At 43.5% G+C, this 26,473-nt stretch carries 20 protein-coding genes; 7 read left to right on the forward strand and 13 right to left on the reverse strand.

Annotated features, from left to right (window positions below):
• The first annotated feature begins 37 nt into the window (after window positions 1–37).
• The 4 genes from CHB62_RS10715 to CHB62_RS10730 all read left to right on the forward strand — a co-directional run bounded on the left by CHB62_RS10715 (window position 38) and on the right by CHB62_RS10730 (window position 4,258).
• Window positions 38–1,150, forward strand: a complete 1,113-nt coding sequence (locus CHB62_RS10715; RefSeq protein WP_089366841.1) for an ABC transporter substrate-binding protein — start codon at window positions 38–40, stop codon at window positions 1,148–1,150.
• A gap of 19 nt (window positions 1,151–1,169) precedes the next feature.
• Window positions 1,170–2,180, forward strand: coding sequence for an iron chelate uptake ABC transporter family permease subunit (locus tag CHB62_RS10720; RefSeq protein WP_089366855.1), 1,011 nt, complete (start codon window positions 1,170–1,172; stop codon window positions 2,178–2,180).
• A gap of 248 nt (window positions 2,181–2,428) precedes the next feature.
• On the forward strand, window positions 2,429–2,632 hold the full coding sequence (locus tag CHB62_RS10725; protein WP_089366842.1) for a hypothetical protein: 204 nt from the start codon (window positions 2,429–2,431) through the stop codon (window positions 2,630–2,632).
• Between the two features lie 45 nt (window positions 2,633–2,677).
• Window positions 2,678–4,258: a hypothetical protein gene (locus tag CHB62_RS10730; protein ID WP_089366843.1), complete on the forward strand. Its 1,581-nt coding sequence runs from the start codon at window positions 2,678–2,680 to the stop codon at window positions 4,256–4,258.
• Window positions 4,259–5,371: 1,113 nt separating this feature from the next.
• Here the strand turns inward: CHB62_RS10730 and thrS are convergent.
• The 5 genes from thrS to CHB62_RS10755 all read right to left on the reverse strand — a co-directional run bounded on the left by thrS (window position 5,372) and on the right by CHB62_RS10755 (window position 10,027).
• On the reverse strand, window positions 5,372–7,321 hold the full coding sequence (gene thrS / locus CHB62_RS10735) for a threonine--tRNA ligase (RefSeq protein WP_089366844.1): 1,950 nt from the start codon (window positions 7,319–7,321) through the stop codon (window positions 5,372–5,374).
• Between the two features lie 167 nt (window positions 7,322–7,488).
• The gene (locus tag CHB62_RS10740) at window positions 7,489–8,124 is read right to left on the reverse strand and encodes a tetratricopeptide repeat protein (protein WP_009011738.1); all 636 of its coding nucleotides are present in this window, start codon (window positions 8,122–8,124) and stop codon (window positions 7,489–7,491) included.
• A 2-nt stretch (window positions 8,125–8,126) separates the two neighbouring features.
• Window positions 8,127–8,687 carry a peptide deformylase gene (def, locus tag CHB62_RS10745; protein WP_009011737.1) on the reverse strand — a complete coding sequence of 187 codons (561 nt, stop codon included), beginning with the start codon at window positions 8,685–8,687 and terminating at the stop codon, window positions 8,127–8,129.
• Window positions 8,688–9,112: 425 nt separating this feature from the next.
• Window positions 9,113–9,532 carry a Holliday junction resolvase RuvX gene (gene ruvX, locus CHB62_RS10750; protein WP_089366845.1) on the reverse strand — a complete coding sequence of 140 codons (420 nt, stop codon included), beginning with the start codon at window positions 9,530–9,532 and terminating at the stop codon, window positions 9,113–9,115.
• Window positions 9,533–10,027, reverse strand: coding sequence for an SPOR domain-containing protein (locus tag CHB62_RS10755; protein WP_009011735.1), 495 nt, complete (start codon window positions 10,025–10,027; stop codon window positions 9,533–9,535). It abuts the gene before it with no gap.
• A 227-nt stretch (window positions 10,028–10,254) separates the two neighbouring features.
• On the opposite strand from CHB62_RS10755, the gene CHB62_RS10760 reads away from it, so the two are divergent.
• From CHB62_RS10760 to CHB62_RS10770, 3 genes are read left to right on the forward strand one after another with little or no spacing between them, the layout of a single operon-like run.
• Entirely contained in the window at window positions 10,255–10,470 is a 216-nt protein-coding gene (locus CHB62_RS10760) for a YtxH domain-containing protein (RefSeq protein WP_089366846.1), read from the forward strand.
• A 10-nt stretch (window positions 10,471–10,480) separates the two neighbouring features.
• On the forward strand, window positions 10,481–10,834 hold the full coding sequence (locus CHB62_RS10765; RefSeq protein WP_089366847.1) for a phage holin family protein: 354 nt from the start codon (window positions 10,481–10,483) through the stop codon (window positions 10,832–10,834).
• A gap of 4 nt (window positions 10,835–10,838) precedes the next feature.
• Window positions 10,839–11,150, forward strand: a complete 312-nt coding sequence (locus tag CHB62_RS10770) for a hypothetical protein (RefSeq protein WP_089366848.1) — start codon at window positions 10,839–10,841, stop codon at window positions 11,148–11,150.
• A gap of 520 nt (window positions 11,151–11,670) precedes the next feature.
• On the opposite strand, the gene CHB62_RS10775 is transcribed toward CHB62_RS10770, so the two are convergent.
• From CHB62_RS10775 to CHB62_RS10810, 8 genes are all read right to left on the reverse strand, one after another.
• A complete protein-coding gene (locus CHB62_RS10775; protein ID WP_394341640.1) occupies window positions 11,671–14,307 on the reverse strand; it encodes a zinc-dependent metalloprotease in 2,637 nt (878 codons plus the stop codon).
• Window positions 14,304–16,847 carry a zinc-dependent metalloprotease gene (locus CHB62_RS10780; RefSeq protein ID WP_089366857.1) on the reverse strand — a complete coding sequence of 848 codons (2,544 nt, stop codon included), beginning with the start codon at window positions 16,845–16,847 and terminating at the stop codon, window positions 14,304–14,306. The genes CHB62_RS10775 and CHB62_RS10780 overlap by 4 nt, the downstream gene beginning before the upstream one ends.
• Window positions 16,848–16,899: 52 nt before the next feature.
• Entirely contained in the window at window positions 16,900–18,336 is a 1,437-nt protein-coding gene (locus tag CHB62_RS10785; RefSeq protein WP_089366849.1) for a PKD-like domain-containing protein, read from the reverse strand.
• Between the two features lie 139 nt (window positions 18,337–18,475).
• A complete protein-coding gene (locus CHB62_RS10790; RefSeq protein ID WP_240616325.1) occupies window positions 18,476–19,192 on the reverse strand; it encodes a DUF4843 domain-containing protein in 717 nt (238 codons plus the stop codon).
• Window positions 19,193–19,213: 21 nt separating this feature from the next.
• The gene (locus CHB62_RS10795; RefSeq protein WP_089366851.1) at window positions 19,214–20,668 is read right to left on the reverse strand and encodes a RagB/SusD family nutrient uptake outer membrane protein; all 1,455 of its coding nucleotides are present in this window, start codon (window positions 20,666–20,668) and stop codon (window positions 19,214–19,216) included.
• A gap of 67 nt (window positions 20,669–20,735) precedes the next feature.
• The gene (locus CHB62_RS10800; RefSeq protein WP_089366852.1) at window positions 20,736–24,002 is read right to left on the reverse strand and encodes a SusC/RagA family TonB-linked outer membrane protein; all 3,267 of its coding nucleotides are present in this window, start codon (window positions 24,000–24,002) and stop codon (window positions 20,736–20,738) included.
• A gap of 631 nt (window positions 24,003–24,633) precedes the next feature.
• Complete coding sequence (locus CHB62_RS10805; RefSeq protein WP_089366853.1) at window positions 24,634–26,202, reverse strand: hypothetical protein; 1,569 nt, start codon at window positions 26,200–26,202, stop codon at window positions 24,634–24,636.
• Window positions 26,203–26,239: 37 nt separating this feature from the next.
• Window positions 26,240–26,473: hypothetical protein (locus tag CHB62_RS10810; RefSeq protein ID WP_217899701.1), on the reverse strand; the 234-nt coding region annotated here is incomplete at its 5' end.

Below are 26,473 nucleotides of genomic sequence, written 5' to 3' on the forward strand. Positions count from 1 at the left end.
GTGTTTTTTTGTATTTTTGCATGATAAAACTGTGCTTATGCGCCCATTAATAGTATTTCTTCTCTCTGTTTTAACACTTTTGTCTTGTGGCAACACCCATAAACAACAAGTCGTTAAAGGTAGTCAATCTGAACTGCAGTATGCCCACAACATAACTATTGAGCATACTAAAGATTATGTGACCGTACGCCTCTTAAACCCCTGGAAAGAGGGGAGCATCCTGCATACCTACTATCTTGTAAAGCGTGGAACACAGGTGAATGTGCCCGATGATGGTACTAAGGTTGTTGTCCCACTACAAAGGAGTGTTATCTTCACGACGGCCCATGCCAATCTTGTTGAGATGCTAAAAGCACCAAGAGCCATAGCGGGTGTGGCCGACCTAAGGTATATGATTATCCCAGACGTGCAGCGACGTGCCCACACAAAAGGGGGGATAGTAGACTGTGGTGACGCTATGAAGCCTGATATAGAGCGTATTATAGACTTAAGAGCAGACGCTATTCTACTCTCTCCGTTTGAGAACAGCGGTGGTTATGGGCGTTTAGAGCAGATAGGAGTACCCATCATAGAATGTGCTGACTACATGGAGACCTCTGCTTTAGGGCGTGCTGAATGGATGAAATTCTATGGTCTTCTCTATGGAAAGGAGCACGAAGCCGACTCATTATTTACTGTTGTCGAACAGAACTATAAGTCTTTAAGCAAGCAGGCAAGCCACAGTAAGATAACACGTAGCGTACTGCCAGACAGGAAGGTGGGTGCTGTATGGTATTTACCAGGCGGAGAAAGCAGCATAGGCTTGCTTTACAAGGATGCTCATGGACGGTATGCTTACTCCAACGATAAGCACAGTGGGAGTCTTACGATGCCTTTTGAGACCATCTTAGACAAGTTCGGACAAAGCGACTTCTGGGTGTTGAGTTATAATGGGGAGTTCAATCTCCGACGTTTGTTGGCTGAATATCAAGGCTATGCAAAGCTTAAACCTTATCAAACAAAGGAGGTTTATGGCTGTAAAGTGGATAGTAAGCCCTACTTCGAGGAGGTCAGCTGGCGTCCTGACTGGCTCTTATCCGACTTGATACAACTCTTCCATCCCGACTTACACATCGCTCCTTTGCGTTATTATCATAAGTTAGAAGAATGATAAACACAGTCCCCAGATGATGAGACGAGCCCTCCTTATATATATAGGTATAGCAGTTAGCATCCTACTTCTGTTCGGATTGAATCTTACAACAGGTTCAGTTCAGATACCCTTTGCCGATGTCTTGGATATTCTCTGTGGTCGTTTTGCAGGAAAAGAGAGCTGGCAATACATCATATTAGAGAACCGCTTGCCCCAAGCCCTTACTGCCCTACTCTGCGGAGCATCCTTGTCAGTCTGCGGCCTAATGCTTCAGACCGCCTTTCGAAACCCTTTGGCAGGTCCAGATGTGTTCGGTATCAGCTCCGGAGCAGGCTTAGGAGTAGCCTTAGTAATGCTGTTATTAGGTGGAACCGTGTCCACTTCACTGTTCACAGTGTCTGGTTTTCTTGCCATTCTCACCGCCGCCTTCCTTGGAGCAATTACTGTTACAGCCCTCATCCTATTCCTCTCTACCTTAGTACGAAATAGTGTCTTATTGCTAATAGTGGGTATCATGGTGGGTTATGTCTCCTCTTCAGCCGTCTCCCTCTTGAACTTCTTTGCCTCAGAAGAGGGTGTAAAGAGTTATATGGTATGGGGTATGGGCAACTTCGGAGGCGTCTCAATGAGTCATATTCCCCTATTCTCTCTCCTTTGTTTAGTGGGTATCACGGCCGCATTACTATTGGTTAAGCCCCTGAATATCCTCCTTTTAGGACCCCAATATGCCGAGAGCTTAGGGATAAGTACACGTCGACTACGCAACCTACTACTACTTATCGTAGGTCTGTTAACGGCTATTACAACCGCATTCTGTGGTCCTATCTCGTTTATCGGCTTAGCTATTCCACACATTGCGCGCCTTCTCTTCCGCACAGACAATCATCAGGTACTCCTTCCAGGAACAGTCTTGACGGGTGCTGCCATAGCCCTTCTCTGTAACTTTATCTGCTTCCTTCCAGGCGAGATGGGCGTCATCCCACTGAATGCCGTCACCCCACTTATCGGTGCTCCAGTAATCATCTACGTCATCATTCAGCGTCGATAACGGTTAGACTCATAGGCTATTAGCAAGGAGATGTAAGTTTTCTACATTTGTATTAAATCCTTTCTATTCTTTGTTAGTTATCAACTTTTTTCTTAACTTTGCACCCGAATTAACCCAGAAAACTCAAACTACGGCAATACTCTACATGATGTAACGGCCACTAACGTGTTATAATTAACTACAGTTTAGGTATGTTTGGTTGATAGAACGTAGTAAGAAAGAGCAAAACAATTAATTCGTTTAGATTGATGAGTAAGCAGAAAGAATTAGTACGTAGCGTGTACATTAAGCCAGAATGTAATTTATTGAATACTTATACGGAGACTCTTATGGTCAATGTAAGCGGCAACGCTGGTGGAATCAATGCTGGAGAAGGTGCTGGAGACGCAAAGGAAGCATTCCACTGGGACGATGAGGACGTAGCGAGTGTAAGTCAGAATTGGAGCGAATAGACGCTTTATTGATAAGGTAAAACACACTTAACGAACAAGATATATATGTTTATAAAGACTTTACGATTACTTTCGTCATGGGTAGGTTGTGCTTTGATAGGTGCAGCAGTAACAACGAGTTGTTCAAATGATGACCTTCTGCAGAACGCTAAGGAGAGCCATCGTGTTGTGGAGGGCTCCATGACCTTCAGTGGTGTCTCTCAAGAAGAAGCACCGACACGCACGATTATCTACGATCATACCAAGGGTAGCGGGGCCTCTGTTATATGGAGAAATACTGACAAGATATTGGTGAAAGACAATGCTGGTCAGTGGCGACAGAGTGCTACAGCCACCTTCCCTATTGCCTCAAAGAAGTCGAACGCCGTGTTTACCGTTGCTGGTAGCTACACCAGTCCGACGCATGCTGTTGTCTATACCAATAAAGGGATCACAGGCTCACAACCACAAGTAGAGATAAAGAAGGCACAGACTCAGACTGCGCCTAACAACTTCGACCATGCAGGCGAGTCGGGTGACTGCGGTGTTGCAACTGCCCAAAAGGTAGGGAGCGACTATAAGTTTACACTCGAACACAAGGCTTCTTTCATCTGTCTCATCCCTCGTTCAAGTAATACATACGTACAGCATAGTAAGATTACCAAGATTGAGATTTCATCAGAAGACAATATAGCAGGTGTTTACAACATTGCTTCTGATGGCACGCTCACCCTTGCTTCGGGTGGTTCGAAGACTATCACACTCACGACTGGGAGTGGGTTTGCTATCGACAACACTACCACTGACATGAGTAAGAACGCTTCCTACGCAGTGATAACACCGGGTAGGCATAGTCTGCGCATCCGTTACTGGCTTCGCAATACGACTGATAATCCGAAGGGAACTATCGAGGGTACTGTAACTAAGTATGTTACCCTCACCTTTGTTCCGGGCTCAATTCATGACGTGACCGCCAACCTCTCTATCAATGACTATGGTGGTACCAACTATTATATGTGGGATGCAAAAGCGAACTATTGGAGTGGGCACGAATGGAACAGTGCTGATCCATGGCAGCCAACGAAGTTCTTAACAACCAGTAGTACGAACTATCCAAAGCCAGGAAGCGATAGTTATAATCGTCCTCGTACAGCCGCTGGTCCGCTTGAAGCCTCAACCTCTCACTTTGCAGCCCTCCCTAATGCTAACGAGATGGCATGGTATGTGATGAAGGGCGACCCACGCTACGATGCTGACGAGCTTTGGTCAACTATGGGCTACCTCTATAAAGGGGGTACATGGTTTAAGAAGAGAGCTTATATCACGGGCTTCTCTGATAGTCATCAGCCTGATGACGCTTCAACCGACCTACGCAACACAACTAAAAAACTATTAAAAGCAGTTTCGAATACGCTCCCTGCTACCACAGAGATGGACCAGTATTTCTATCTTCCACTCTTAGGTTATTATAGTACAAGCCCGAATAACTATAAATTCAATGCTGCTGGTGTGACAGGTTATTACTGGTCTTCAAGCGCAGTATCATCTAATCAAACGGGTAGTTACGCTCTAACAATTAATAAAAATACAGCTACTCTACAAGAACTTGCTCCTTCCAGCGGTATGATTGTCCGTCCGTTTGAATAGACAATAGGAGCGACGGCCTCACAGACAGCCACCTCGGGCCTCACCCCCAAGCCACCTCCGGCCTCACCCCCGGCCCCTCTCCGAATGGAGAGGGGAGTGATTACCGAGATACCCCTACGCTTTTCTACGAACGTGAGGGAGCATTTCGTATTCGAGAAATTCGCATCATTCGTAGTTCTTTTCAGCTCAATCTTTATCCGTTTTACGATTTCCCTATTCGAGTAATTAGCGTCATTCGTAGTTCTGTTCAGTCTATTCTTCGTTCATATAACGCATTTCGTATTCGAGTAATTCGGGTAATTCGTAGTTTTATTCAGTCCATCCTTGGTCCGTCATGTACATTCTTTATTCGCTTAATTAGCGTCATTCGTAGTTTTATTCAGTCCATCCTTGATCCGTCATGTACATTCTTTATTCGCTTAATTAGCGTCATTCGTAGTTTTATTCAGTCCCTACTCAGTCCGTCATGTCCATTCTTTATTTGCTTAATTAGCGTCATTCGTAGTCATGAAAAGTTATTACAAAGACACATGTAAACATCTGGTAAGGAAGGAGTATGGCACATAGAGAATAGCAGCACATAACCCGCACGAAATCAGTAGGTTATAGACAGCAAAGAAGAAGACGCCTTTCTTGCCTCAAGAAGGGCGTCTTCTACATGCAAGAAGGGCATGTTCTTGAATGGAGAAAGGCATCTTCTTCATCGTTGAAGGGCATGTCGTCGAATCAAGAGGAGCGAAAATAGTTTACAAGGGAGCGAGGAGTTTTCTTTAAGAAGATAAGGAGATAAGGAGTGAAAGGGAGTTGTTGTATGAGGAGTTAAGGAGTGAAAGGGGTTGAAAGGGAGTTATTGTATGGAGGAGTTAAGGAGTGAAAGGGAGTAAAAGGGAGTTAAGACAACAGCGAATACAACCTTTGTTAGGAATGTAAGGGGAGTAATGAGGAATAAAGCCAGTGATATTTATTTTTCTATCTGAATGTTTTACTGGTCGTTGAGAAGGGATAAGGCGAGGGGAGTTTATAGGAAACTATCAGAGGAGATGAGGGTTAGGAACAGGAAAAAGAAAACCCTCTCCGAGTCTGGAGAGGGTTTTGTATAGAGAAAATAAATGATTAAGCTAACTCCTTAAGTTGGTCAGCAACCTCAGCATTGATGCGGTCTGCGAAGGCTTCCATAGTCATAGTAGCCTGCTCGCCACCACCCTGCTGGCGCATTGAGACAAGTCCTTCGGCAGCTTCCTTCTCACCCACGATAACCATGTAAGGTACACGCTTGAGCTCATTGTCACGTATCTTACGACCAATCTTCTCGTTGCGATCGTCCATGATAGAACGTACGTCGTGTGCATCGAAGTAGGCTTTCACCTTACGAGCATAGTCGTTATACTTCTCAGAGATAGGTAGGATGGCCACTTGGTCAGGTGTCAACCAGAGAGGGAAGTGTCCTGCTGTGTGCTCAATGAGTACGGCTGTGAAACGTTCGAGCGAACCGAATGGTGCTCGGTGTATCATCACTGGAGTCTTCTTAGAGTTGTCCTCTGCCGTGTACTCAAGCTTAAAGCGGTTAGGAAGGTTATAGTCAACCTGAATAGTACCCAACTGCCAGCGGCGACCGATAGCATCCTTCACCATGAAGTCGAGCTTAGGACCATAGAAGGCAGCCTCTCCTAACTCTACACGAGCCTTGAGTCCCTTCTCCTCACAAGCAGCCTTAATAGCAGCTTCACTCTCTTCCCATACCTCATCAGAGCCTATATACTTCTCTTTATCGTTAGGGTCACGGAGTGAAATCTGTGCCTCGTAGTTGTCAAAACCAAAGGTCTTGAACACCTTAAGGATAATGTCGATATTGTTCTCGAACTCAGCCTTTACCTGATCTGGGCGTACGAAGATATGTGCATCATCCTGTGTAAACGTACGAACACGGGTCAGTCCATGCAACTCACCACTCTTCTCATAGCGGAAGACAGTACCGAACTCTGCGATACGCAGTGGGAGGTCTTTATAAGAACGTGGCTTATAAGCATACACCTCACAGTGATGAGGACAGTTCATAGGCTTGAGCATGTACTCTTCATCCTCTTCTGGCGTGTGGATAGGTTGGAAGGCATCCTTGCCATAGTGGGCATAGTGGCCAGAAGTTACGTATAGGTTCTTACCACCAATGCCTGGTGTGATGACCTCTTGATAGTTGTAAGGACGAAGAAGACGACGCAGGAGATCCTGCAAGCGGAGGCGCAGCTGGGTTCCCTTAGGTAGCCAGATAGGTAGTCCCTTACCCACTCTATCAGAGAACATAAACAACTCCATCTCCTTACCAATCTTTCTGTGGTCGCGTTTCTTAGCCTCTTCAAGCATCTCAAGGTACTCGTCGAGCATCTTCTTCTTAGGGAAGGTGATACCATAGATACGTGTCATCTGCTCGCGCTTAGCGTCACCACGCCAGAAAGCACCAGCCACACTCGTAATCTTAACAGCCTTAATAGCACCCGTAGAAACGAGGTGAGGACCACGACAAAGGTCGGTGAAATGTCCCTGTGTATATGTTGAGATGGTGCCATCTTCGAGGTCTTCTACGATGTGCTCCACCTTGTATTCCTGTCCGTCAGCAGTGAACTCCTTTACAGCATCAGCCTTTGAGACATCATGACGAACGACCGGCTCGTTCTTCTTAGCCAGTTCGCGCATCTTCTCTTCAATCTTTGGAAAGTCGTTCTCAGAGATTGACTGCCCCTCAGCAGGCATCACATCATAGAAGAAACCATTCTCAATAGCAGGTCCGAAACCGAACTGTATGCCTGGATAAAGCTCCTGTAAAGCCTCAGCAAGGAGGTGGGCAGAGGTGTGCCAGAAGGTGTGCTTGCCTTCTTCATCCTCAAACTTGTACAGCGCAATAGTAGCGTCTTCGTTGATGGGACGGTTTAATTCTGTTGTTACGCCATTTACTCCGCAAGATACAACGTCACGGGCGAGAGCCGGCGAAATGCTCTCGGCGATTTGAAAACCAGTCACGCCCTGCTCGTATTCACGAACGGAACCGTCTGGGAAAGTGATTTTAACCATACTACAAATTAGTTTTATAAATCAAATATTGCGGCAAAGGTAACACTTTTAATTCACAATCTATCATCTATCCAGAACTTTTGGTGTCGATTTATCAAAGTTCTATAGATGAATAAGAACTAATGAAAGGAGGAATGGGGGTTACTGACAATAATCTACAAAGCGGATTATTGTGACAAACGTAGTATCGGCTTGTTTTTCATGGGGTTCTGGTTATTATCAATGCGCAGGGATGGCAACTGATAAATAGGTGGGGTGTTCGATTTCACGGGCTGCTGCTTTGGTTTTCTGCCTGCTAATATGTCAGAACGCAGTTGGGCAGCTGCATCGAACGATTTCCAGCGCTTCAAGATATATGCCAACTGTTGGAGAGCAGTCTTACTATCACCTATCTGATAGAGACAATAGGCCCGATTAAACCAATAGTCACGATTATCAGGCATGATGTCAATGGCATGGGTGTAGGCAGTTACCGCACTGTCATAACGCTCAAGACGAATGTTTGTCATGCCGTAAAGTTCGTAGATGTCAGCAATATAGGGTTGCAAGTTCAAAGCACGACGACAATCATCATCCGCACCCTTGTAGTCTTCGAGGCGATACTTCGATAATGCCATCAGATACCAAGCCTCATAGAGGTTTGGTTTGAGCCCAACAATACGGGAGAAAATCTGCATGGAGGTAACGTAGTACCCCTGATCGAGCGTTCGCCTACCCTCCTCCATCATCTTCTTGATGTTATACTGGGCTGCAGACGGTAATGCCAATAGGCATAGCAAGGATACTACGACACCACGCAACATACTTACTTACGTGGAGCCTTCACACGATAATGACAGCGAACCTTACCCTGCAAGAGAGCTTTCAACTTACTATTAATCATCTGTTTACGGAAGGGTGAGAGGCGATCGGTAAATACTCTACCTTCAAGATGGTCGAACTCATGCTGAATGACACGGGCCAGATAGCCATCAATCCACTCTTCATGCTCAACAAGGTTCTCGTCGAGATACTTCACATAAATGCGCTTTGCACGTGTAACACTCTCGTGAACACCAGGCAAAGAGAGGCATCCCTCTTCCAAAGTCTCCGTCTCAGAGTCATCGTATTCGAGGATATGTCCATTAATGAAAGCATGTCGGAAGCCCTTATACTCTGGGAAGGTATCAGAGAGAACATCCAAGTCAATGACCACGACACGGATAGACTTGCCTATCTGTGGGGCCGCCAATCCAACGCCATCACTGGCAGTATTGGTCTCAAACATATTCTGTATCAGCTCTTGAAGGTCTGGATAGTCGAGAGGAATATCCTCAGCTACCTTACGCAACACCGGCTGACCGTATGTGTAAATAGGTAATACCATAATCTAATATTTAATTAAACGTATTGGTCTTAATGGTCTTCTCCTTATTATATATCTATCATCAACGGGAGTAATGACCATCAAACATATTGGTTAAGATTTCTACCAACGGAAATAGTGACCATCAAACGCATTGGTTACATATATTACCAACGGAAGTAATGACCTTCAAACATATTGGTTAAGATTTCTACCAACGGAAATAGTGACCATCAACCACATTGGTTAAGATTTCCACCAACGGAGATAATGACCATCAAACATATTGGTTAAGATTTCCACCAACGGAAATAGTGACCATCAAACACATTGGTTAAGATTTCTACCAACGGAAATAATGACCATCAAACATATTGGTTAAGATTTCTACCAACGGGAGTAGTGACCATTAAACACATTGGTCCAACGGGCATAATTGAATAGTATCAAAGCCCTTTGGACCGCATATAATCCTGAAGTATAATCGTTGCAGATATCTCGTCAACAAGTCCTTTATCCTCCCGTCGTGTCTTCTTCTTCACCCCTCCGGCAAGAATAGCTTGATGAGCAATGACAGAAGTAAACCTCTCGTCGTAGTAATCAATCGGCAGTTCAGGATGCACCTTACGCCAACGATTAACAAACTGTTCGACACGTGCGAGGTTCTCACTCGGTTGTCCATTAGGCTGCAAAGGCTTTCCAATGACCAGCTGACTGACCGATTCCTTCACAACATACTGTGTTAAGAAGTCGAAAAGTTCAGACGTAGCAACAGTCGCCAACCCATTGGCGATGATACACAATGGGTCGGTGACTGCAAGTCCGGTTCGTTTCTTTCCGTAATCTATAGCTAAGATTCTTCCCATCTATCGAGAAAGCAACCACGCATCAGCGTATGTAGCGCGCAGCTGATTGCGACTCTGGACAGCAGAAGCCTTACTATCGTATGTAGAAGCGACAACACGATACATATTATTACCAGCATTGTAAGCTACTTGTGCATCGTAACCAGCATTCTTCAAACGCTGCTGTAAGCCCTCAGCATTAGCCTTTACGCCGAAAGAACCAACGACAACACTATAAGCCTTCAAGCCTGCACCATTCACAACAGAGACTGTCTCACGGCGAACAGGTTCGTTGTCGTAATTGTCAACAACAGGCGCCTGTGTCACAGGCTGAGACTCTACAGGAGCGACAACAGCTGCCTCTTGAGTTGTAGTAGTCTCATCTGTAGTTGAAGGAGCCTGCTCCTGAGACTTAGCTTTCTCATAGGCCTTCTTGTATGCACTCTCGCTTGACTTACAGCCAGTGAACGCAACCGCTACACAGAGCGCTGCACTCAACACCATAAATTTCTTCATAATCCCTTAGTTTTTATTTATTATACTTTTAATCCACACTGTTCTTTATCGTGCGAAGTTACAAAATAATACGAAGAAGCAAGAAAATAAGGCCAATAAAGTTTGTTAAATAAAGCATTTGAAAGATTTTTAACACAAAAAGACGCCGTATCTATTGGTGGTATGCGAAACTTTGACTATATTTGCCAATGATTAAGAATATAAGTATTCACTAAAAATAAGAGATTATGAAGACATTAGGTTACATTGGCGCATTCCTCTGCGGTGGTCTTGCAGGCGCTACTCTCGGTTTGCTTTTGGCTCCAGAGAAAGGTACAGACACACGTTCTAAGATTTCTGAAGCAGTTGATGATTTCTGCAAGAAACACGACCTTAAGCTCAGTCGCAAGGAGACTGACGAGTTCGTTGAAGACATCAAAGACGCAGCTTCTGACGTTATCTAAATCATAGAGGATGTTCTCGAACGATAAGAACGTAGAAACAATAGCACACTTAATAGAGGTGCTAAAACATTATATCGGGCTTCAGTCAGAGTACGTGAAGCTCGATGTAATAGAGAAGGTAGTACGACTACTGACGGTAATTACTATCGTGGTAGTGTTCTGTACTATCCTCTTAATTTCCTTAATTTACTTCTCCTTTGCTGCAGCCTTTGCTTTGCAGGCATTGGTAGGGTCACTTATATGGGCTTTCCTCATTGTTGCTGGTGGCTATTTGCTACTGCTCTTCGTCTTTATCTTACTACGTCACAGACTGATTGAACGCCCATTGGTAAGATTCTTGGGAAGTCTTTTAATGTCAAAATAAGCTTATGACTGAACAGACTACGCACTCTGGACCTCATTATAGGACGTTGGACGACATAAGACTGCGTAAGGCGCAGCTCCTTACTGACATCACAAAGGATAGCAATAGGATAGCTGGACTGTGGAACGAGCTTATGCACAAGCCTAAAGACAAGAACTCTCCTACCCAGAGATTCTCTGGTGTTCTTAGCACAGGAGCTGGGGTCTTGGATGGTCTTATCCTTAGTTGGAAGCTCTATCGCATGTTTGGTGGTAAGCATCCTACTGGTCTTCTTAACAAGAGATTTGGCTTTTTCAAAAAGAAGAAGAATAAATAGATGAGTTGACGACTTACCGAGTTGGAAGGTCGACAAACGTTTTCTGATAGACATTATCGCTTTAATTATGATTAGAGGCTGCGTTAGTTCATCCTCTAAGTTTGCTTCTGATGGTAGCTTCTATGGAGAGTTATCGAACGACACATCGGTTCAGAACACAGAAAGATTAAAGGGACAATGTCCTTTTTTTTCGTATTCTCGTTTATAGTCTACGCCCTTCTCCATTCAAGAAGACGCCTAACAGCATTGAAGAAGAGCCTTGGCAACACCCTTGACAACGCCCTTCTTGAAGCTTACCAAGCATGTTCTTAAACGCTCTTCATAACCTTCTGATTCTCTATTAATTATAAAGACACATAATGACCTTACCCCTTGACAATCATACACATGCTACAAAGGGTTTTTATAAAGATATTTCCAAACCTTTACAGTACTAAGTTTATTGGATTGTCACAAATAAAAAACTCCCTACAAATCCGAAGACTTATAGGGAGCGAACGGTTCTTGTTCGACGAACTAACTATTTCAAATACTTTTTCAATCGCTTTTCGAGAAGCATATAATGCGCTTTAAGGTCGGGTGTAGACACATGTGGAATGGTCGTTTCTAACAGAGACAGCAGCTTTTGCGCATACTCTAATTGGAACTCAGAAGTGCGGTTAACCGTTGTTCCCCACAGCGGTTCTGGTTCACCATAGCCATTACCGAAGTTGAGGAAATGGGTGTCCTCACTTAAACCTCGTTGCTTGTCGGTCAGATAACAAAATGCCGTCTGTTCTACGTCAGCCTCTTTCTGCTGTAACAGACTGGTAATAATATTATTAGCCGACACCACCCCCGACTGAAGATTATGCACATTAGGTGCTTGCTTCATGTCAGAGACGCCCTCTTGTAATAGGTCGACATAGAGACGCTGCATGGAGAGGTCGGCCACAGAGAGGTTTTCCTTCCCTGCAATCGTCTTACCAAAGACATCTTGATAAACATCCTCCATATATTCAATTGGCGAATAAGAGGTAGAGTCAAGATAATAAGAAATAGCGAGCTTTGACGTTGCCATCATAGCAAGCGACTGCACATCACGAGCTAAAATCTTAAAAGGCTTGTTGGCTCCGAAAGGTAGTTTCTTCTCAATCGTATCGTTACCTAATGTCGCAAACGTACGAGCCTGCTTCAGAAGCCACTGTACAGACTCCTTTTGTTTAGCCTTTGGTACAACCTTATAGCGAGGTAAGCCCGACTTCTCACTTGTCTGATAGAGATAGATACCAGGTACGTTGACACTGACATTACGCACATAATGCATGGCTTGAGACAAGATCTCGTTGTATAACTCAGCTTTTCTGCTATCGCCATCCTCATCGCCAATCCAGTGGTCGAGGTTCTTGAGAATCATCCTAAGGTTCTGCATACCATAAGTAGACGACTTCACAGGGTCGTCACCAAGGTCTTCCTCGATGGCTGAGGGGTCATACTTCGTACCCGTCTGCTGTAGGCCATAACGATAGAAGGGGTCGCCTTCATGCTTATCAGCCAACAAGCGCAGCTGCTTAGCGTCATCCTCGAAGCCCTTTGAGCCTGGGAAAAGTTTATAAGCCCACTCAACAGCATAGTAGTCATAGACCCCAAGACGTGGAGGAGTAAGTTTAACGCCATGGTCAGAAGGTTGTGCTACATAATTGAAACGAGCATAATCCATGATAGAAGCCGTTGTACCATACTGCTGTGTGAAGGCCACAGAACGCAAGGAGTCGGTAGGGAGTGCCGCCGATGCCGCCATATTGTGCATGAAACCAAGCGTGTGACCCACCTCGTGCGCAATGATGTATTCCAATGTCTCCTCTATTATACTATCAGGCATTTGTGCTCCTCGAGCACGAGGGTCAATCTGTGCCGTTTGTACAAACCGCCAGTTATTAATCGTATTAACAACGTCATTATAGACAAGTACGGTAGCGTTGATCACTTCTCCCGTCCGTGGGTCAGTCCAAGAAGGTCCCATAGCATTCTCGACATCCGTAGGTAGGTATCTGATACATGAATACTTAAAGTCATCTGGGTCGAAGTTAGGATCGTTTGTAGGGAAGTCTGCCACCTGCATAACATTCTTAAAACCAATCTTCTCGAAGGCCTTATTCCACCATAGAACACCCGCTTTAATAGCTTGTTTCCAAAGAGGAGGGAACGTGTTCTCTACATAATAGACGATAGGCTTAGTCGGTTCGCATAGTTCACCAGCAAAGTAAGCAGTCGTATCCTTCGGTATAAGGCGCCAACGCTTGACGAATGTTGCCTTATCAATAGACCCATCTTTCTTAAGGACATCCTTGTTCATTAGGAACATCCCCACACGTGTATCACTCAAACGAGGTGTCATCAAGTCGTTAGGCAACAGTGCTAACGTGAAGTTTACGCCTATGGTTACAGGATAGTTCGTGATAGGTGAGCCCTTTTTACCAGACAGGCTAATAATGTAATGTCTGTCCATTCCGACACAGGCATTCGTGTCGAACACCTTTAATTTCGTCACTCTCGTGAGGTTCTCTTTAAGCGAAGCGTTCACAGAGTACGACCCCACGTTCTTAGCAATTACTGGGAAGAAGCGGTTCTCTTTGAGGACAAACGACGAAGCATCGAAGAGTACGGCCCCAGTGGAGTCGTTATGCGCCTTTATAGGGAATGAAAAGAAATCGAGATTATCGTAGTTCAATCTTGCAGCAAGCTTTGCTGAAGGTTGGTTCTTAGGCACATATAAATCGGTGTTGACGACCTGCATCACCACAGAACTATCTTTCTCAATGAAGCGTACATGCACTAAATTGGAGTTCTTAAAGCCTAAGTCGCCCATCTTTGGATTGGAGACAGACGAAATAGTGACGCCAATAAGCATGTCACGACCCAACGACTCTTTCGGAAGCTCCATCAACAAGCGTCCATCTGTCTTATGGAACGAAACGAAACTACCCCGTACTGACTCCGTTAGTTGCTCAGTAAGGGCCCGTTCGTAGGCTGATTTCTTTTCGGTCTGACTGCTCTGTGCCTTCTTCTTACGTTTCATCAACGGGAAAGCCGACCCCGATGTGGCTGCCAGAGAGAAGAGAAGTAGAAGTAATAATATGCGACGCATTAACTTATTAGCTATTAATGAATATTTCATTGACCATCCTCCAAAGCTTTGTTCACCTTAAAGAGTAACATAGAATAATGTGAGTGTGCCTCAGGAGAGAGCTTTGCTTTGACACACGCCTCTAACATTGGCTTCAACTTCAACAGTGAGGTGTAGAAGTAGATAGCCGAACCATCTAATAAGGCCGCATCCACTGTTGGTGCGAGTGATGCTGTAGGATTCCCAAAAGCTGCGCTATTAGTCTGATTACCAGTAACCATTGTAGACTGAAGAGCTGCTGGTCCGTTGCCGCCTTGTTTGTTAGCTTTGTCAATCACCGCACGTGAATAAGTAAGATAAGCACGTTGCAGCACACGCTCTTCCTGTGATGGTGCCTTACATAATTGTGCACTATGGAAGAGAGAAGAGAAGAGGTCGTCGAAGTATTCCTTCTGACTATAACTCTGTGCAGACAGGTGTGACGCTACAGCCAAGCGTGTACGAACACCAAAGAGGTCATAGCCAATAAACTCTAACAACTGGTCATAATAGCTTATAGCCATGAAGCCCTTACGTTCAAAGCCTGGGTTGGCATATTGCTTAAAGTGTTTAGCCTGGTTCAAGCACCATAACATCGCTTGACGCTGACGTGCCTTAGATACGACCTCATAGCGAGGAACACCCGAAGAGACTTTCATGTCGTTCAGGAAGATACCTCCGACATTACTCAGCACACGCTTGAAGAAGGCATATCTCTGCTGAGAGATTGTCAGATACAAGTTCTCTTTAATTCGACTATCATCATCGTCTTTCACCCAGTTATAAAGGTTGTTCTCAACGATTTGCATGTTACGCAATCCGTATTCACTTGCTTTAATCGCATCATTACCCAATGCACCCTCCTGAACACGTGGGTCCCAAATCAAAGAAGAGGTACGGAAGAAACGATAACGAGGATTTTGTACACGCTTATCTACCATCTTTTCGAGTGTAGAGGTCTCTTCGCTTAAACTTGTCTTTGCTGGGTCAAAGTAACGATAAGCCCATTCAATGGCATGCTTGTCATACTGTCCGATATTCTCTGGCATATAGACAACACCCTTATCGCTCGGTTGAGCAACATAGTTAAAAGGTGTGTTAGCCATGATAGAAGCCGCCAGATTGTTTGCACGTGTGAATGTGCTGTTACGGAGAGAATCGACTGGATAGGAATAAGAAGCCCCTATATTGTCGAGCAGACCAAGACTTCTACCAACCTCACGTGCGACAAGATACTTCAATCCTTGGTTGAACTTGTCTTGTGGAAGATGGGAGGTTCGCATGGAGACATCGGATGCTGCTGAGCCTAAGAACAGCCAACGATAAATCTGATTACCAACGTTAGCCGGAACAAAGACCGACGCATTGATAATCTCTCCCGTCTGTGGATTGGCTAAGAAAGAAGAGCTAACCTTATCAGAGGTACTTGGCACATAGCGGATACAGGAATAAGCAATATCGTCTGCATCAAAGTTACGATCATTCTTAGGGAAGTCTAAGGCCTCAATAGCCTTTTGATAACCCGCTTGTTCGAAGGCTTTATTCCATAGCTCCACCCCTTGCTTTATTGCATTCTTCCATTCAGCAGGGAAGGCGTCATCGATATAAAAGCATATAGGCTTTACTGGTTTAGAGAGCTTTCCCTGCTCGTAAGCCTTAATACTCTGTGGTACAAGGTTCCAACGTTGTGCTATGAAGGTCTGCTTACTTTTAGCAATATTATTATTAAAGGTGAGCTTTGAAACGGATGCTATACCTACTCGCGAATCTGTTATACGCTGGCGCATCTTACTATCTGGCAACAATGCTAAACTATAGGTTACTCCTACGGTTGTCGGAATTTCACTGGCTACAGGTAAGGACATGAGTGATGCTGTGAGTAGATAGTTGAAGTCAACATTCACAACAATGTTGTTGTCAAAGCTTTTAATTGCTCTAACAAAAGACATCTCACTCTTAGGTGAAGCGCTCAATGCCAAGTCGCCCGACTTCTTTGGGATAACAGGTAACATACTGTTAGGGCGTGCTAAGAGGTCGGTTACATCAATTACAAGAGCCGTACTGTCGTTGTTGTAAGCCGCAATCTTAAATCCCATCAAGACAGGATCACGGTAGCTAATTTTCAAAGCCTCTTGCATCTCGGCACTTGCACTACCATCTGAATAAACGACACTGTTAGGCGTCTTCATCACAAGACTACTGTCTTGTACCTCAAAGAAGAAGTGGAGAGGAGTGAAGCTCTTGGTACCGATGGTCAGATAAGTTGGGTCGGTGGTGGAAGAGATACCACCTCCTAACAACATCTCTTTATGCAAGTATTTGACAGGAACCTCCAAGTAGAGTTTCCCATCACACTTATGTACAGTGATAAACTTACTACTTACGGTCTCTTTCTTCTTGTCTTTGAATAGTTTATCGTATTTGGTCTCCTTCTTAGCCTTCTTGTCTTCGTCGCCTTTCTTATCATCGGCAAAGGCCTTAACATTAACGCACAATAGTAATAAGGCTATTCCTATTGTGCGTATGGTAGCTATTAGATTGTTTGTTTTCATGTTGGAATTATAGTTTGAATGTGGCATGTAGTCATCTTACATGCCACTTTCATTATTGTCTGTATGTAATGCTCTTGATACGTCCGGTAATATTCTTCTTCTGCCAGAGCAGCTTGTTATCATTCAAATCGTAGCAGTAGATACTTCCTACAAGCTGTCCTGTAGCTGCGTTTGTGGCAACATAAAGTTTATTGCTCCCTTCTGAGATGAGCATGTCGGCGATGGTCTCGCCTGCATCACCAAATGTTGTCAAGGCATTCTGAGGGAAGTTACCACCAGACAACACGTTATAAGCATACAGCTTATTACCTGCAGAATAGTATACTAAGTTCTTCTCTGCAGATACGCGTACAACTGACTGTGTGGTCAAACCCGCAGTGGCTGGTACGACTGCCTCGTCTTTTACAACGGCAGCCTCAACCTTTGTAGCTGTAGAAGGATAGAAACCTGGGAAGATATAGTAACACTTAAACTTTGATGAGGCCGCATTCCATGTGAGCAAAACGATGTTACGCTCGTTGTCTACAGCACCCATGCCAACCAGTGTCTCACCTGTAAATTTCCCTTTCAAAAGTTCAACAGGTACCTTACCAGTAGCCTGTACCTTCTGTGCGACCAATCGTCCTTCAGCATTATCAAACATTACGTAGCCTTGTACATAACGTAGGTCTTGCTGCTTCCAAGCTGTAGCAGCATCAGCTAAAGATATGTCGGAACCTAAAGCATCCTTTATTGACTTACCTAAGTTGAAGGGTGTTGTCTCAGAGAGTGTCAATCGGTTTGGAACATGATTTACCATTGTCAGCATTGACTTAGGATAGGTCAAGGCACTCTTCCTAAGGTATGACACGTCGCCTGTACAGGTAGTTGTGAAGCGCTTAACCATCAGATTGCCATCAAACTCATAAATAGTACTTGGACTACCCACCGCTACAAACAAGAGTGGGGTCTTGTTATCACGAGCCAAAGCATAGTCAATTCCCTTAGGTTCGCCTGTGAAATCAATGCTTGGATTGTTCTTTTGCAGCACATCTAAGTCAAAGGTCTTAGTACTACCAGCCTCTGGCAGATAAGAGACGATTGTCTTTCCGCCATTACTTGCTAATATGTAAAGACCGTCAACATAAGAGTATTGTACGTTAAGACCGAACTCGTAATATTGAATATTGTCTCCATTGCTCACCTTTAATCGGCATGGAAAAGAGCCAAAGTCCTTACATACATATTTAAGAGAGGCATCAGTCGATACGACCTTACCATTTATCTCCCATTCATAGTCAACTTTCTTTTGCTCGTTTGTCTGTACGACATTAGGCGTGATCTTCAATGTATCCCATCTATTGAGCGTATATTTCTCCTGTAAGTCCTGTGCCAATGATAATTTTGACGAATTGCCTGAAGGACCGTAAGAATCGTCTTTTATACATGACTGAAATGACAATACCACTAATGGGAGTGCCAAAAGAAGATATAAATATTTCTTTATCATCTTATTGCTTATTTATCTGTTTACCATTATTCTATTATTATAAGGTATGTCTTAGGCTATCCACACGAAGGTTGTTGATAAACCGCATGATGAAACAAAAGAACAGACCTTAACACAAGTAGTGTCTCCTACCCTATCCTTATAGCTCATCTGGATGAGCTGCAAAATAGGCAACAACCTCTTGCACATGCTGATAGAGATAGCCTTGTGCCGTAACATCAGAGCCTTCAATGATATCTCTGATCGTTGCCTCATTGCTATCATAATACGAAAGGAGCTTACGATACTTGTTTTTGGTAAATGGTCCTAACCCCCAATAACTCTCCATTACCACCCAGAAGTCTGGCTTTGAAAGTACATTATTAAAGGTTATCTTTACCGTGTTACTCTTGGTAAGTCGTGTACCCAGCGTCCCCTTTCCAACTAAGTTTAATACTAAGCGGATTGAGTCGTCCTTATCTTCTGATAAGTTAGCACGTATCAGCGTCACAGGGACATAGGTGCGATAGGCATTAGGAGCGAAATGTAAGGTGTCAGCATTCAGTGTGTAATGCTTTCCAGCAATAGCTGTTGTCCCTTTACCTACCTCTACGCTGAATGGTTGCGCCTCTGCAGAAAGGTTACCAACGAGCTGCACAGGGAGGTAGACGACATGCGTAAGCGTATCAACAGGCTTCACTCCAAATGAATAGTTCACAGTGGTATCGCCTGGCTGTGCATAATAGAAACGAACTTGGTTTGTCGGTTCAAACATACCGTCAGAACTGTGCTCACCATCATAATCAACGTTGCTGCATGCTGCAAACAAGGTTACACCAGTACAAACAAGTAGTATATTTCTTATTGCTTTTTTCATCTTCATAAAGTGTTTAATTACTTACTGTCCTCCGAACTCTTTCTCCGTATCTGGCCAAGGCAAGACGAAGATGGAATTAGATGGCTGACGTGTGGTAATACCTCTAAAGTCGGTAAATGGTTTGTTGTAGTGCTTCAACGCATAGAACGTTTGTCCTTCACCAGGCATCTCACGCATGCGCTCACGCAACATCTCCTTATTGAAGGCCTCTCTTGTTGCTACCTTAGCACTGTCAACATCCTCCAAGCCACGGCTCTTCCTTACCTCATTGAGTAGTCTAACAGCCTCTGTCTTATCGCTATCGTATGTACATTCACTTAAGATATAATACATCTCTGGCAGACGGATGAGTGTCAAACCTTGTAAAGGATTACTGCTTACCTGTGCATCGCTCTCTAAGAATCTCACAAAAGAGTAGCTTTTCAAACCGTCTGATGTGGTATTCTGTCTGTAATAAGCTGTATAGCGCAGGTCGGTACTTGTGGCTGAGAAGGCTGATGTCTCATACAGATTCTCAAGGTCTCTACGTCCTTCAGTAAATGTTCCACGTGCTGTTTGTGACAGGAAAAGCGTAGAGATAGTGCTTGAAAGGGTGTTATTATACAAGCCGAATATCAACTCTCCTGCTGCTGGGAAGCGTTTTACATCGCTCAATGAACTATATTTCTTCAGCGAGAAATTATTGGTTGCATCGATTACTTGCTTAGCATACTTAGCTGCATTAGCCTCGTCGCCCATAGAATAGTAGACTCTTGCCTTCGTAGCGGCCACAGCATACTTATTAAAGAACACTGCACGTCCCTTTAGATAATCGCTGGTAGCTGTTGTCTCAACATTTACTACATTATCATTCTTGAGGAGTTCTTCTGCTTTATCAAGGTCGGACAATATCGCTTCATACGTTTTATGCAAAGTCAATAATTGCTTATTGTTGAGGTCGAAAGTCGTTGAATAGGGTATACCACGTGTTGCCTCATTGCTTTGACCATAATCCTCAGCAAAAAGACGAACGAGGTCGAAGTGCATGAAAGCACGTAAGCCGTAGCACTCACCACGCATCAAAGGCAGCTCTGCATGCTCAAACTTAGCATGCTCTGTTTGATAAATTATATTATTGACGTATGCTATTGCTTGATATTGCTTTGTCCAAATAGCATCAACAATAGTACGTACATCACTGCGCATATAATCGTATTGACCTACGAAGTAGCTTGTCTCTGACGAGTTATCGTAACCAAACATTTGTCCTAATTGGTCAACAAAACCAAAGCCTAAGTTTCCACCATATAAGTCTGACGTTGCCATGCTACCATAAGCACCATACATCGTATTACGGAAACCACGGATTGATGAGAATTGCTCATCCTCATCAACTTGTCCTGCTGGTTGAACATTGATAAAGTCACTGCATGATACCACCAACAGCACCATCACAGCACTTATCAACAGTTTAGGGTAATATGTTATTTTCTTCATCTTCTTTTTTATTATTGTTACCTAATAGTCTTTCTACATTATATTAATGTGTCTGCTATCTACCGGCTTAAAATCCAAGTCTGACTGATAACTCTACGCTACGTTCGTATGGATAACTTAATCCGCGCTCACGTTTTACTGATGAGAGATAGAAGAGGTCGTTGGCCAACATCTCAAGATGTAAACGCTTAAGTCCATATCTTTGTATCAATGTCAATGGTACTTCGTAGGCAAGTGAGAGACTGCTCAACGTGATATAATTATTTGTCTCAACAAATCGAGAGGTCTGCATTGGTACACTTGAATCGCTGATACGCTTGTACTTAGCCTGCTGACCTACTTCTTTCCATCTGCTGCTAAATACGCGTTCGTCAGCATTATAGCGTGGGTCGGCACCCTCTACCTTTGTTGCCAATGTCTGATTGTAAACAGCTCCACCGAAGGAATAACGCATAGACATTCCCATTGAGAACTGCTTATAGGTAAGATAAGAACCGATTGAGCCCATACCGAATGGTGTGGTATCGCCATATACGACCTTATCGTTAGGGTCGTAGACGAATGTAAGGCTACCGTCACGCTTAATGAAGACTTCATCACCCGTAATAGGGTCGATACCTGCTGAAGAGACTACCTTCAATGCGGTCAACGACTGACCTTCTTCATAGATAGGCAATGGGACCACACCGCCCTTTGCTTGGTTCTTCTCGTTTTGTTCGCGAAGTGCGTTACTGATCTTCTTAATCTTATTCTTGTTGTAAGCATAATTAAGACTTAACGACCACTCCCAGTCCTTGTTCTTGATAGGAATAACACGTGTCTGGAACTCGAAACCATGGTTTTCTACCTCTCCTACATTCTCACGGGAGGTAGTAATACCCAATGATGGGGCCTTAGTGATGTCAAGCAACAGATTGTCTGTGTTCTTCCTATAGACATCAGCCGAGAAGTCCCAACGTCCCTTAAACATTGTGAGGTCAAGACCGACGTTCGCACTGAGCGTTCTCTCCCATTTAAGGTTCTTGTTTCCGATACCCATTGGGATGGCACCAATACCTTTTATATAGTTAAGTCCTGCCAAGCTGGTGTACATAGTCAATGCCTGATATGGCTCAAAGGAGATGTTACCAAGGTAACCCACACTTGCACGGAGCTTTAACAGCTGAAATGGTGAACCCTTAAGGAACTTCTCATTGTGAATATTCCATCCTGTTCCCACACTCCAGAAAGGTGCAAAACGAGAGTTCTTACCAAACTTAGACGATCCTTCATAACGATAGATGACATCTAAGAAATAACGATTATCCCATATAGAGTTGAGGTTCACGAAGAAACCTGCACCATTATACTTACTATCAACACCACCTGGTTTACCCGTTGGATAGTTGCCTGCCAACAATGGGTGGGCTACATTATCTGAATAATAACCTACTGAACCATACGTACTACCATCGACTGAATTTGACTCAATGGATGTACCGGCCATCGCTGTGAGGAATAACTTACTAAAAATGTAGTTATTGTATGACACCATCAACTTACCCTGATAAGTAGTTGTACTGGTGAAAGTCTCTGTCAGTCGTCCTCTACGTGACACATCGGCTACGTTCTTAATCTGATCTGCTGAGAATGGTGACACAAAGTTACGTCCCTCGTATTTTGTCTTTTGTATAGAGAAATCGCCATCAATTCTGAATTTCTCGCCTAACCACACCTGTAATGTTGTTGTGTTTAACACATCAAGCGTGTTACCTTTGTTGAAACTGCCTAAAGACGCTTCATATAATGGGTTAGAGAGGTCGTAGTTCAACTTTGGTTTCAATGCTCCATATTCATCGTATGGATACTCGTATGGATTCTGCTTCACCCAATCTGAGAAGTCACCGTATGGTGATTGATTTGATTTCACTGATGAGATGGTAGCCGTGTTACTGATAAAGAACTTACCAGAAAGGTTATAGGAGAGTTTGAAATTCGTTGACAAACGCTCACGACTCGAACCTTTCATTACACCTTCTTCGTCTCCATAACGCACACCTAAATTATAACGTGCATGCTCGTCACCACCATCAATACTTAAACTGTGCTGTGAAGAAAGTGCATTACGCAATGGTTTCTTAATCCAATCGGTTGTTACACCGTCTTGAATCTGGTTGTAATAGTATGCGTACTTGTTTTGTAATGTATATAGTTCAGCTAAGTCGGTCGCTGTATAAAGACCTGCTAAACGCTCATACTCAAGCTTTTGTGATGCTGAAAGCAACTTATAATCACTCAAATCAGGGGTTGACAAACGCATAGTACCGCTGTAATTAAATCTCAACTTACCTCCCTTGAGCGCCTTTGTTGTGATAACGATAACACCTGCAGAAGCCTTCGCACCATAGAGGGCAGAGGCAGAAGCATCTTTGAGTACGGTTATCGACTCTATATCGTTCATATCCATGTCATTGACATAGTCTACCTTTACCTGCGAACCGTCAACAACGAAGACTGGTAAGTTGGCTTGACCAGAGAAGGTTGCGCGTCCACGAATATTGATATCAGCTATCTTATTTGGGTCAGATCCGCCGAGGTTGTCTTCTAACACACTAAGACCTGGCACAAAGTTAGCCAAACTTGTAAGCACATTCTTTGTACCCACTGACAAGAGTTCGTCCTTCTTTATAGATACTTGTGAGCCCGTAAAGCTATTTCTGTTCTTTGTAGCAAAACCTGTTACAACGACTTCGCCTAACTCACCAACGTCTTCTTGCATGGTGAAATTACCTGCCGTTCCGTTCTTCACCTTTTTCTCTAAAGGTTTATATCCTATATAATTAAAGGTGAGCGTAACCTCTGGCTGGTCGGTATTTATCTCATACTGACCATCTAAATTCGTTATGTAACCACCATTAAAACCTTTCATTCGGATGGTCACACCTGGTAGAGGCAGACCGTCTTTATCGGTTATCTGCCCATACACTCCCTTTCGCTTCTCCTGCGTAGGTTTACGACTAAGTTTGACATTGTTGCCTTCAATACTATAACTGAAGCCTGACTTATTGAACACTTGCCCTAAAACGGCACGAACAGGCTGTCCCTGTGCCTCAATGCTTACCTTCTCCGCTTGAGACAAGAGGTCGGGAGCCACATCAAACTGCAACCCCGTTTGCTTAGACACCTCGTCTAAAAAGGTCTTTAATTCTGTTTGCTTCATAGACAGCGTCACCACCATCTTATCGACATCCTGCGTTTGTGCCGAGACGGTTGACCCTATACTAAGCATTAACATCAGAGCCAGTACTGCCCAAAGACGCAATACAAGATTACTTTTTTGCATTTCTTTTCTCATTTCCCTCTGGTACTTTAATGTTTAGATTTACTCTAATGAGTAAAAAGAATAATATTGCTTATTGTGAGAATAAGGTTTCATCACTCGCTTTTTTAACAGCGAATTTGCAAAAATACATAAAAATTAAAAACCTTGCAAATAATTATGTGTATTATCCGACATTTCGAATGATATTACAGCACTTTGTAGTAAAAGTGATACATGTACGTGATTATTACCGTTAATCTCTCACAGGACGCAAGGACAAAATATACAATAGACAGGATAAATGGCTTTAGGCAGGGTATGGAAAGACAGAGTAACAAAGTGAACGGATTGTAGACAGGGTACGAGAAGACAAAGTAACAGGGTTAACGCCTTTTGGCGGAGTAACAGATTTATATAGCCTATTTAATACTGTAAAGGGTGAGTAGACTAATCTATTGCCATCTATCTTTTATATGTCACCAACTCATACTGCCTAACAAAAAACTTGCCCCCAAAACGCTACAGGAACGTTAGAAGGCAAGAAAACGAAAATTAAATTACCGAATTGTTATATTATACCTATAGAAAACAACATTATACAACATATAATATTTATGAATTATGCAGTCTATTCAACAAACATAAGTATAAAACCTCATTTACATTATTCAAAAAGATTATAGGCAGCATAGAAGCCATAATATCTTTCATTAGGATTCATGATCTCTACTCCATCCTTGTTAAAATATAAGTCATATGCAAACTCACTTACAGTAGGATGTGCACTTGATGTCCAATAATCCCCTGCAGTCCCTAATTCATTTAAATGACCTTGCCAATAATATCCCATTGCAGGAAGGAAGAAATAGTCATTTGTATTTGTAGGTCGAGACTTTGTAGAAACCTTCCAAAAACCATAGTAAGTTGTTCTATAGTCTGTTCCACCATATTGCAGTTTATTAAAACCAGGTATATTATTCTTCTTTTTAAACCACATACCGCCATGGTAAAGATGCCCCATAAGACTCCACAAAGCATCAGCTTCCCAATGTGGATCACCTTCCATGAGATACCATATTGCTTCATTTATATTAGGTAGAGTACTAAAAAAAGGCTGTGTAGCAGATGTTGCTATACCAGATCCATTAAATGTAGGATTATACCAACGAACTGGATCTACAGTTGCATTTTGAGGATAATTGGTATTATATCCATGTAATACAGTAGGTTGTTCATGAGCAGCAGCATTCCATTCATGTCCATGCCAATAATTTTGCTGAGCATCCCACATATAATAATGATGTCCAGGATAGTCCATAGGAGTAAGGTTAGCAGTAATATCATTTATCTTACCCTCCTGACAATTATAGCTTGAAACAGTCTTTACGATATCGCCCTCAACATTGGTTGTAGGGTCCTTAATCGTATAAGTAATTGTAAAGTTATACGTACCTGGCGCAACAACCATATAAGCTCCATTGGTAGCGAGAGATGAGGTGGTTGTGTTTAGTGAGAAGTTGCTTGTGTTAAGCGTAACGGTGTTTGAATAAGTTTCACCTGCCTTCTGTGTAAGGCTTCCTGTTGAGAAGTCATACTTACCTGCGATAGGCTGGTCGGCTGTTACCTTAATCTTTGTCAACTTGATATTTGGACCAAGGTCGGTATTCATACAACGTGGGACGAAGCAGAGGTAACTTGCCTTATGGTTGAGCGTAAAGGTGTAATTACCATTGCTCCCTGTTGCTGTTGCAGTACCGCAATCGCCTGATGTACCAAGATGGCTAAAGTCGTTGGCTGTGGTCTGTGTCTGTGTGCTTGCAATGGTCACAGTGTTAGCGTCTGTTCCATTCTCACCTGTATAACGCACCTCACGGTTGTTCAATGTAAATGAACCAGAAGCGAGGCTGAATGTTGCTTTTGCCTTATTGGATGGGTTATAAAGGTTTGCAGCATTACTCTGATGGAAGGTATTGGCATCGTCCTGTACGAAAATCTTGTCAGCTGATGACCAGAACACCTTAGCATCACCACCAAGTGTATAGGTAGCTGTTGTACGTGTCAATGCACGTGTGTCATTCACTGGCTGTGAACCGTCAAAAGTAGCAACACCCTTAGCGGTATTCTGTTTAGCATTGTCCTGCTGTGCGCTGTCTTCACTTGAACAAGCCACAACAGACAGGGCAGCTATTGCACACGCAGCAAATTGCGTTAGTTGTTTCATTGATTTATTCATAATTATAGTCTTTTTGTTTCTTTAGTTACTTAATTTATTAATCCCATAAATCGCTTCTTCTTGTTGAGACCCATGAAGACTTTTCTTCTTCCTCATCCTCTTCATTGTCCATCCAGACAGGTGCCTGCTTGGCATCGCCAGCCTGACTACCATGACCAATAGTTCCTGCAGAACCGCTTGCCTGATTCATTAAAGTCTCAATTTCTGTGCAGACAAATCCACACGCAGGCTGTGCGTAAGCCCTCTTTACCTTTTCCATAATTTTCATTTG

It is taken from the genome of Prevotella jejuni (genome assembly GCF_900187995.1).
Lineage (GTDB): Bacteria > Bacteroidota > Bacteroidia > Bacteroidales > Bacteroidaceae > Prevotella > Prevotella jejuni.

Coding starts and splice junctions, on each gene's coding strand:
- CHB62_RS10730 (WP_089366843.1), top strand. CDS start 2,678: ATGTTTATAAAGACTTTACGATTACTTTCGTCATGGGTAGGTTGTGCT.
- CHB62_RS10765 (WP_089366847.1), top strand. CDS start 10,481: ATGTTCTCGAACGATAAGAACGTAGAAACAATAGCACACTTAATAGAG.
- def (WP_009011737.1), bottom strand. CDS start 8,687: ATGGTATTACCTATTTACACATACGGTCAGCCGGTGTTGCGTAAGGTA.
- CHB62_RS10740 (WP_009011738.1), bottom strand. CDS start 8,124: ATGTTGCGTGGTGTCGTAGTATCCTTGCTATGCCTATTGGCATTACCG.
- CHB62_RS10795 (WP_089366851.1), bottom strand. CDS start 20,668: ATGAAGAAAATAACATATTACCCTAAACTGTTGATAAGTGCTGTGATG.
- ruvX (WP_089366845.1), bottom strand. CDS start 9,532: ATGGGAAGAATCTTAGCTATAGATTACGGAAAGAAACGAACCGGACTT.
- CHB62_RS10805 (WP_089366853.1), bottom strand. CDS start 26,202: ATGAATAAATCAATGAAACAACTAACGCAATTTGCTGCGTGTGCAATA.
- CHB62_RS10760 (WP_089366846.1), top strand. CDS start 10,255: ATGAAGACATTAGGTTACATTGGCGCATTCCTCTGCGGTGGTCTTGCA.
- CHB62_RS10715 (WP_089366841.1), top strand. CDS start 38: ATGCGCCCATTAATAGTATTTCTTCTCTCTGTTTTAACACTTTTGTCT.
- CHB62_RS10780 (WP_089366857.1), bottom strand. CDS start 16,847: ATGAAAACAAACAATCTAATAGCTACCATACGCACAATAGGAATAGCC.
- thrS (WP_089366844.1), bottom strand. CDS start 7,321: ATGGTTAAAATCACTTTCCCAGACGGTTCCGTTCGTGAATACGAGCAG.
- CHB62_RS10770 (WP_089366848.1), top strand. CDS start 10,839: ATGACTGAACAGACTACGCACTCTGGACCTCATTATAGGACGTTGGAC.
- CHB62_RS10755 (WP_009011735.1), bottom strand. CDS start 10,027: ATGAAGAAATTTATGGTGTTGAGTGCAGCGCTCTGTGTAGCGGTTGCG.
- CHB62_RS10725 (WP_089366842.1), top strand. CDS start 2,429: ATGAGTAAGCAGAAAGAATTAGTACGTAGCGTGTACATTAAGCCAGAA.
- CHB62_RS10775 (WP_394341640.1), bottom strand. CDS start 14,307: ATGAAATATTCATTAATAGCTAATAAGTTAATGCGTCGCATATTATTA.
- CHB62_RS10790 (WP_240616325.1), bottom strand. CDS start 19,192: ATGAAAAAAGCAATAAGAAATATACTACTTGTTTGTACTGGTGTAACC.
- CHB62_RS10800 (WP_089366852.1), bottom strand. CDS start 24,002: ATGAGAAAAGAAATGCAAAAAAGTAATCTTGTATTGCGTCTTTGGGCA.
- CHB62_RS10785 (WP_089366849.1), bottom strand. CDS start 18,336: ATGATAAAGAAATATTTATATCTTCTTTTGGCACTCCCATTAGTGGTA.
- CHB62_RS10720 (WP_089366855.1), top strand. CDS start 1,170: ATGAGACGAGCCCTCCTTATATATATAGGTATAGCAGTTAGCATCCTA.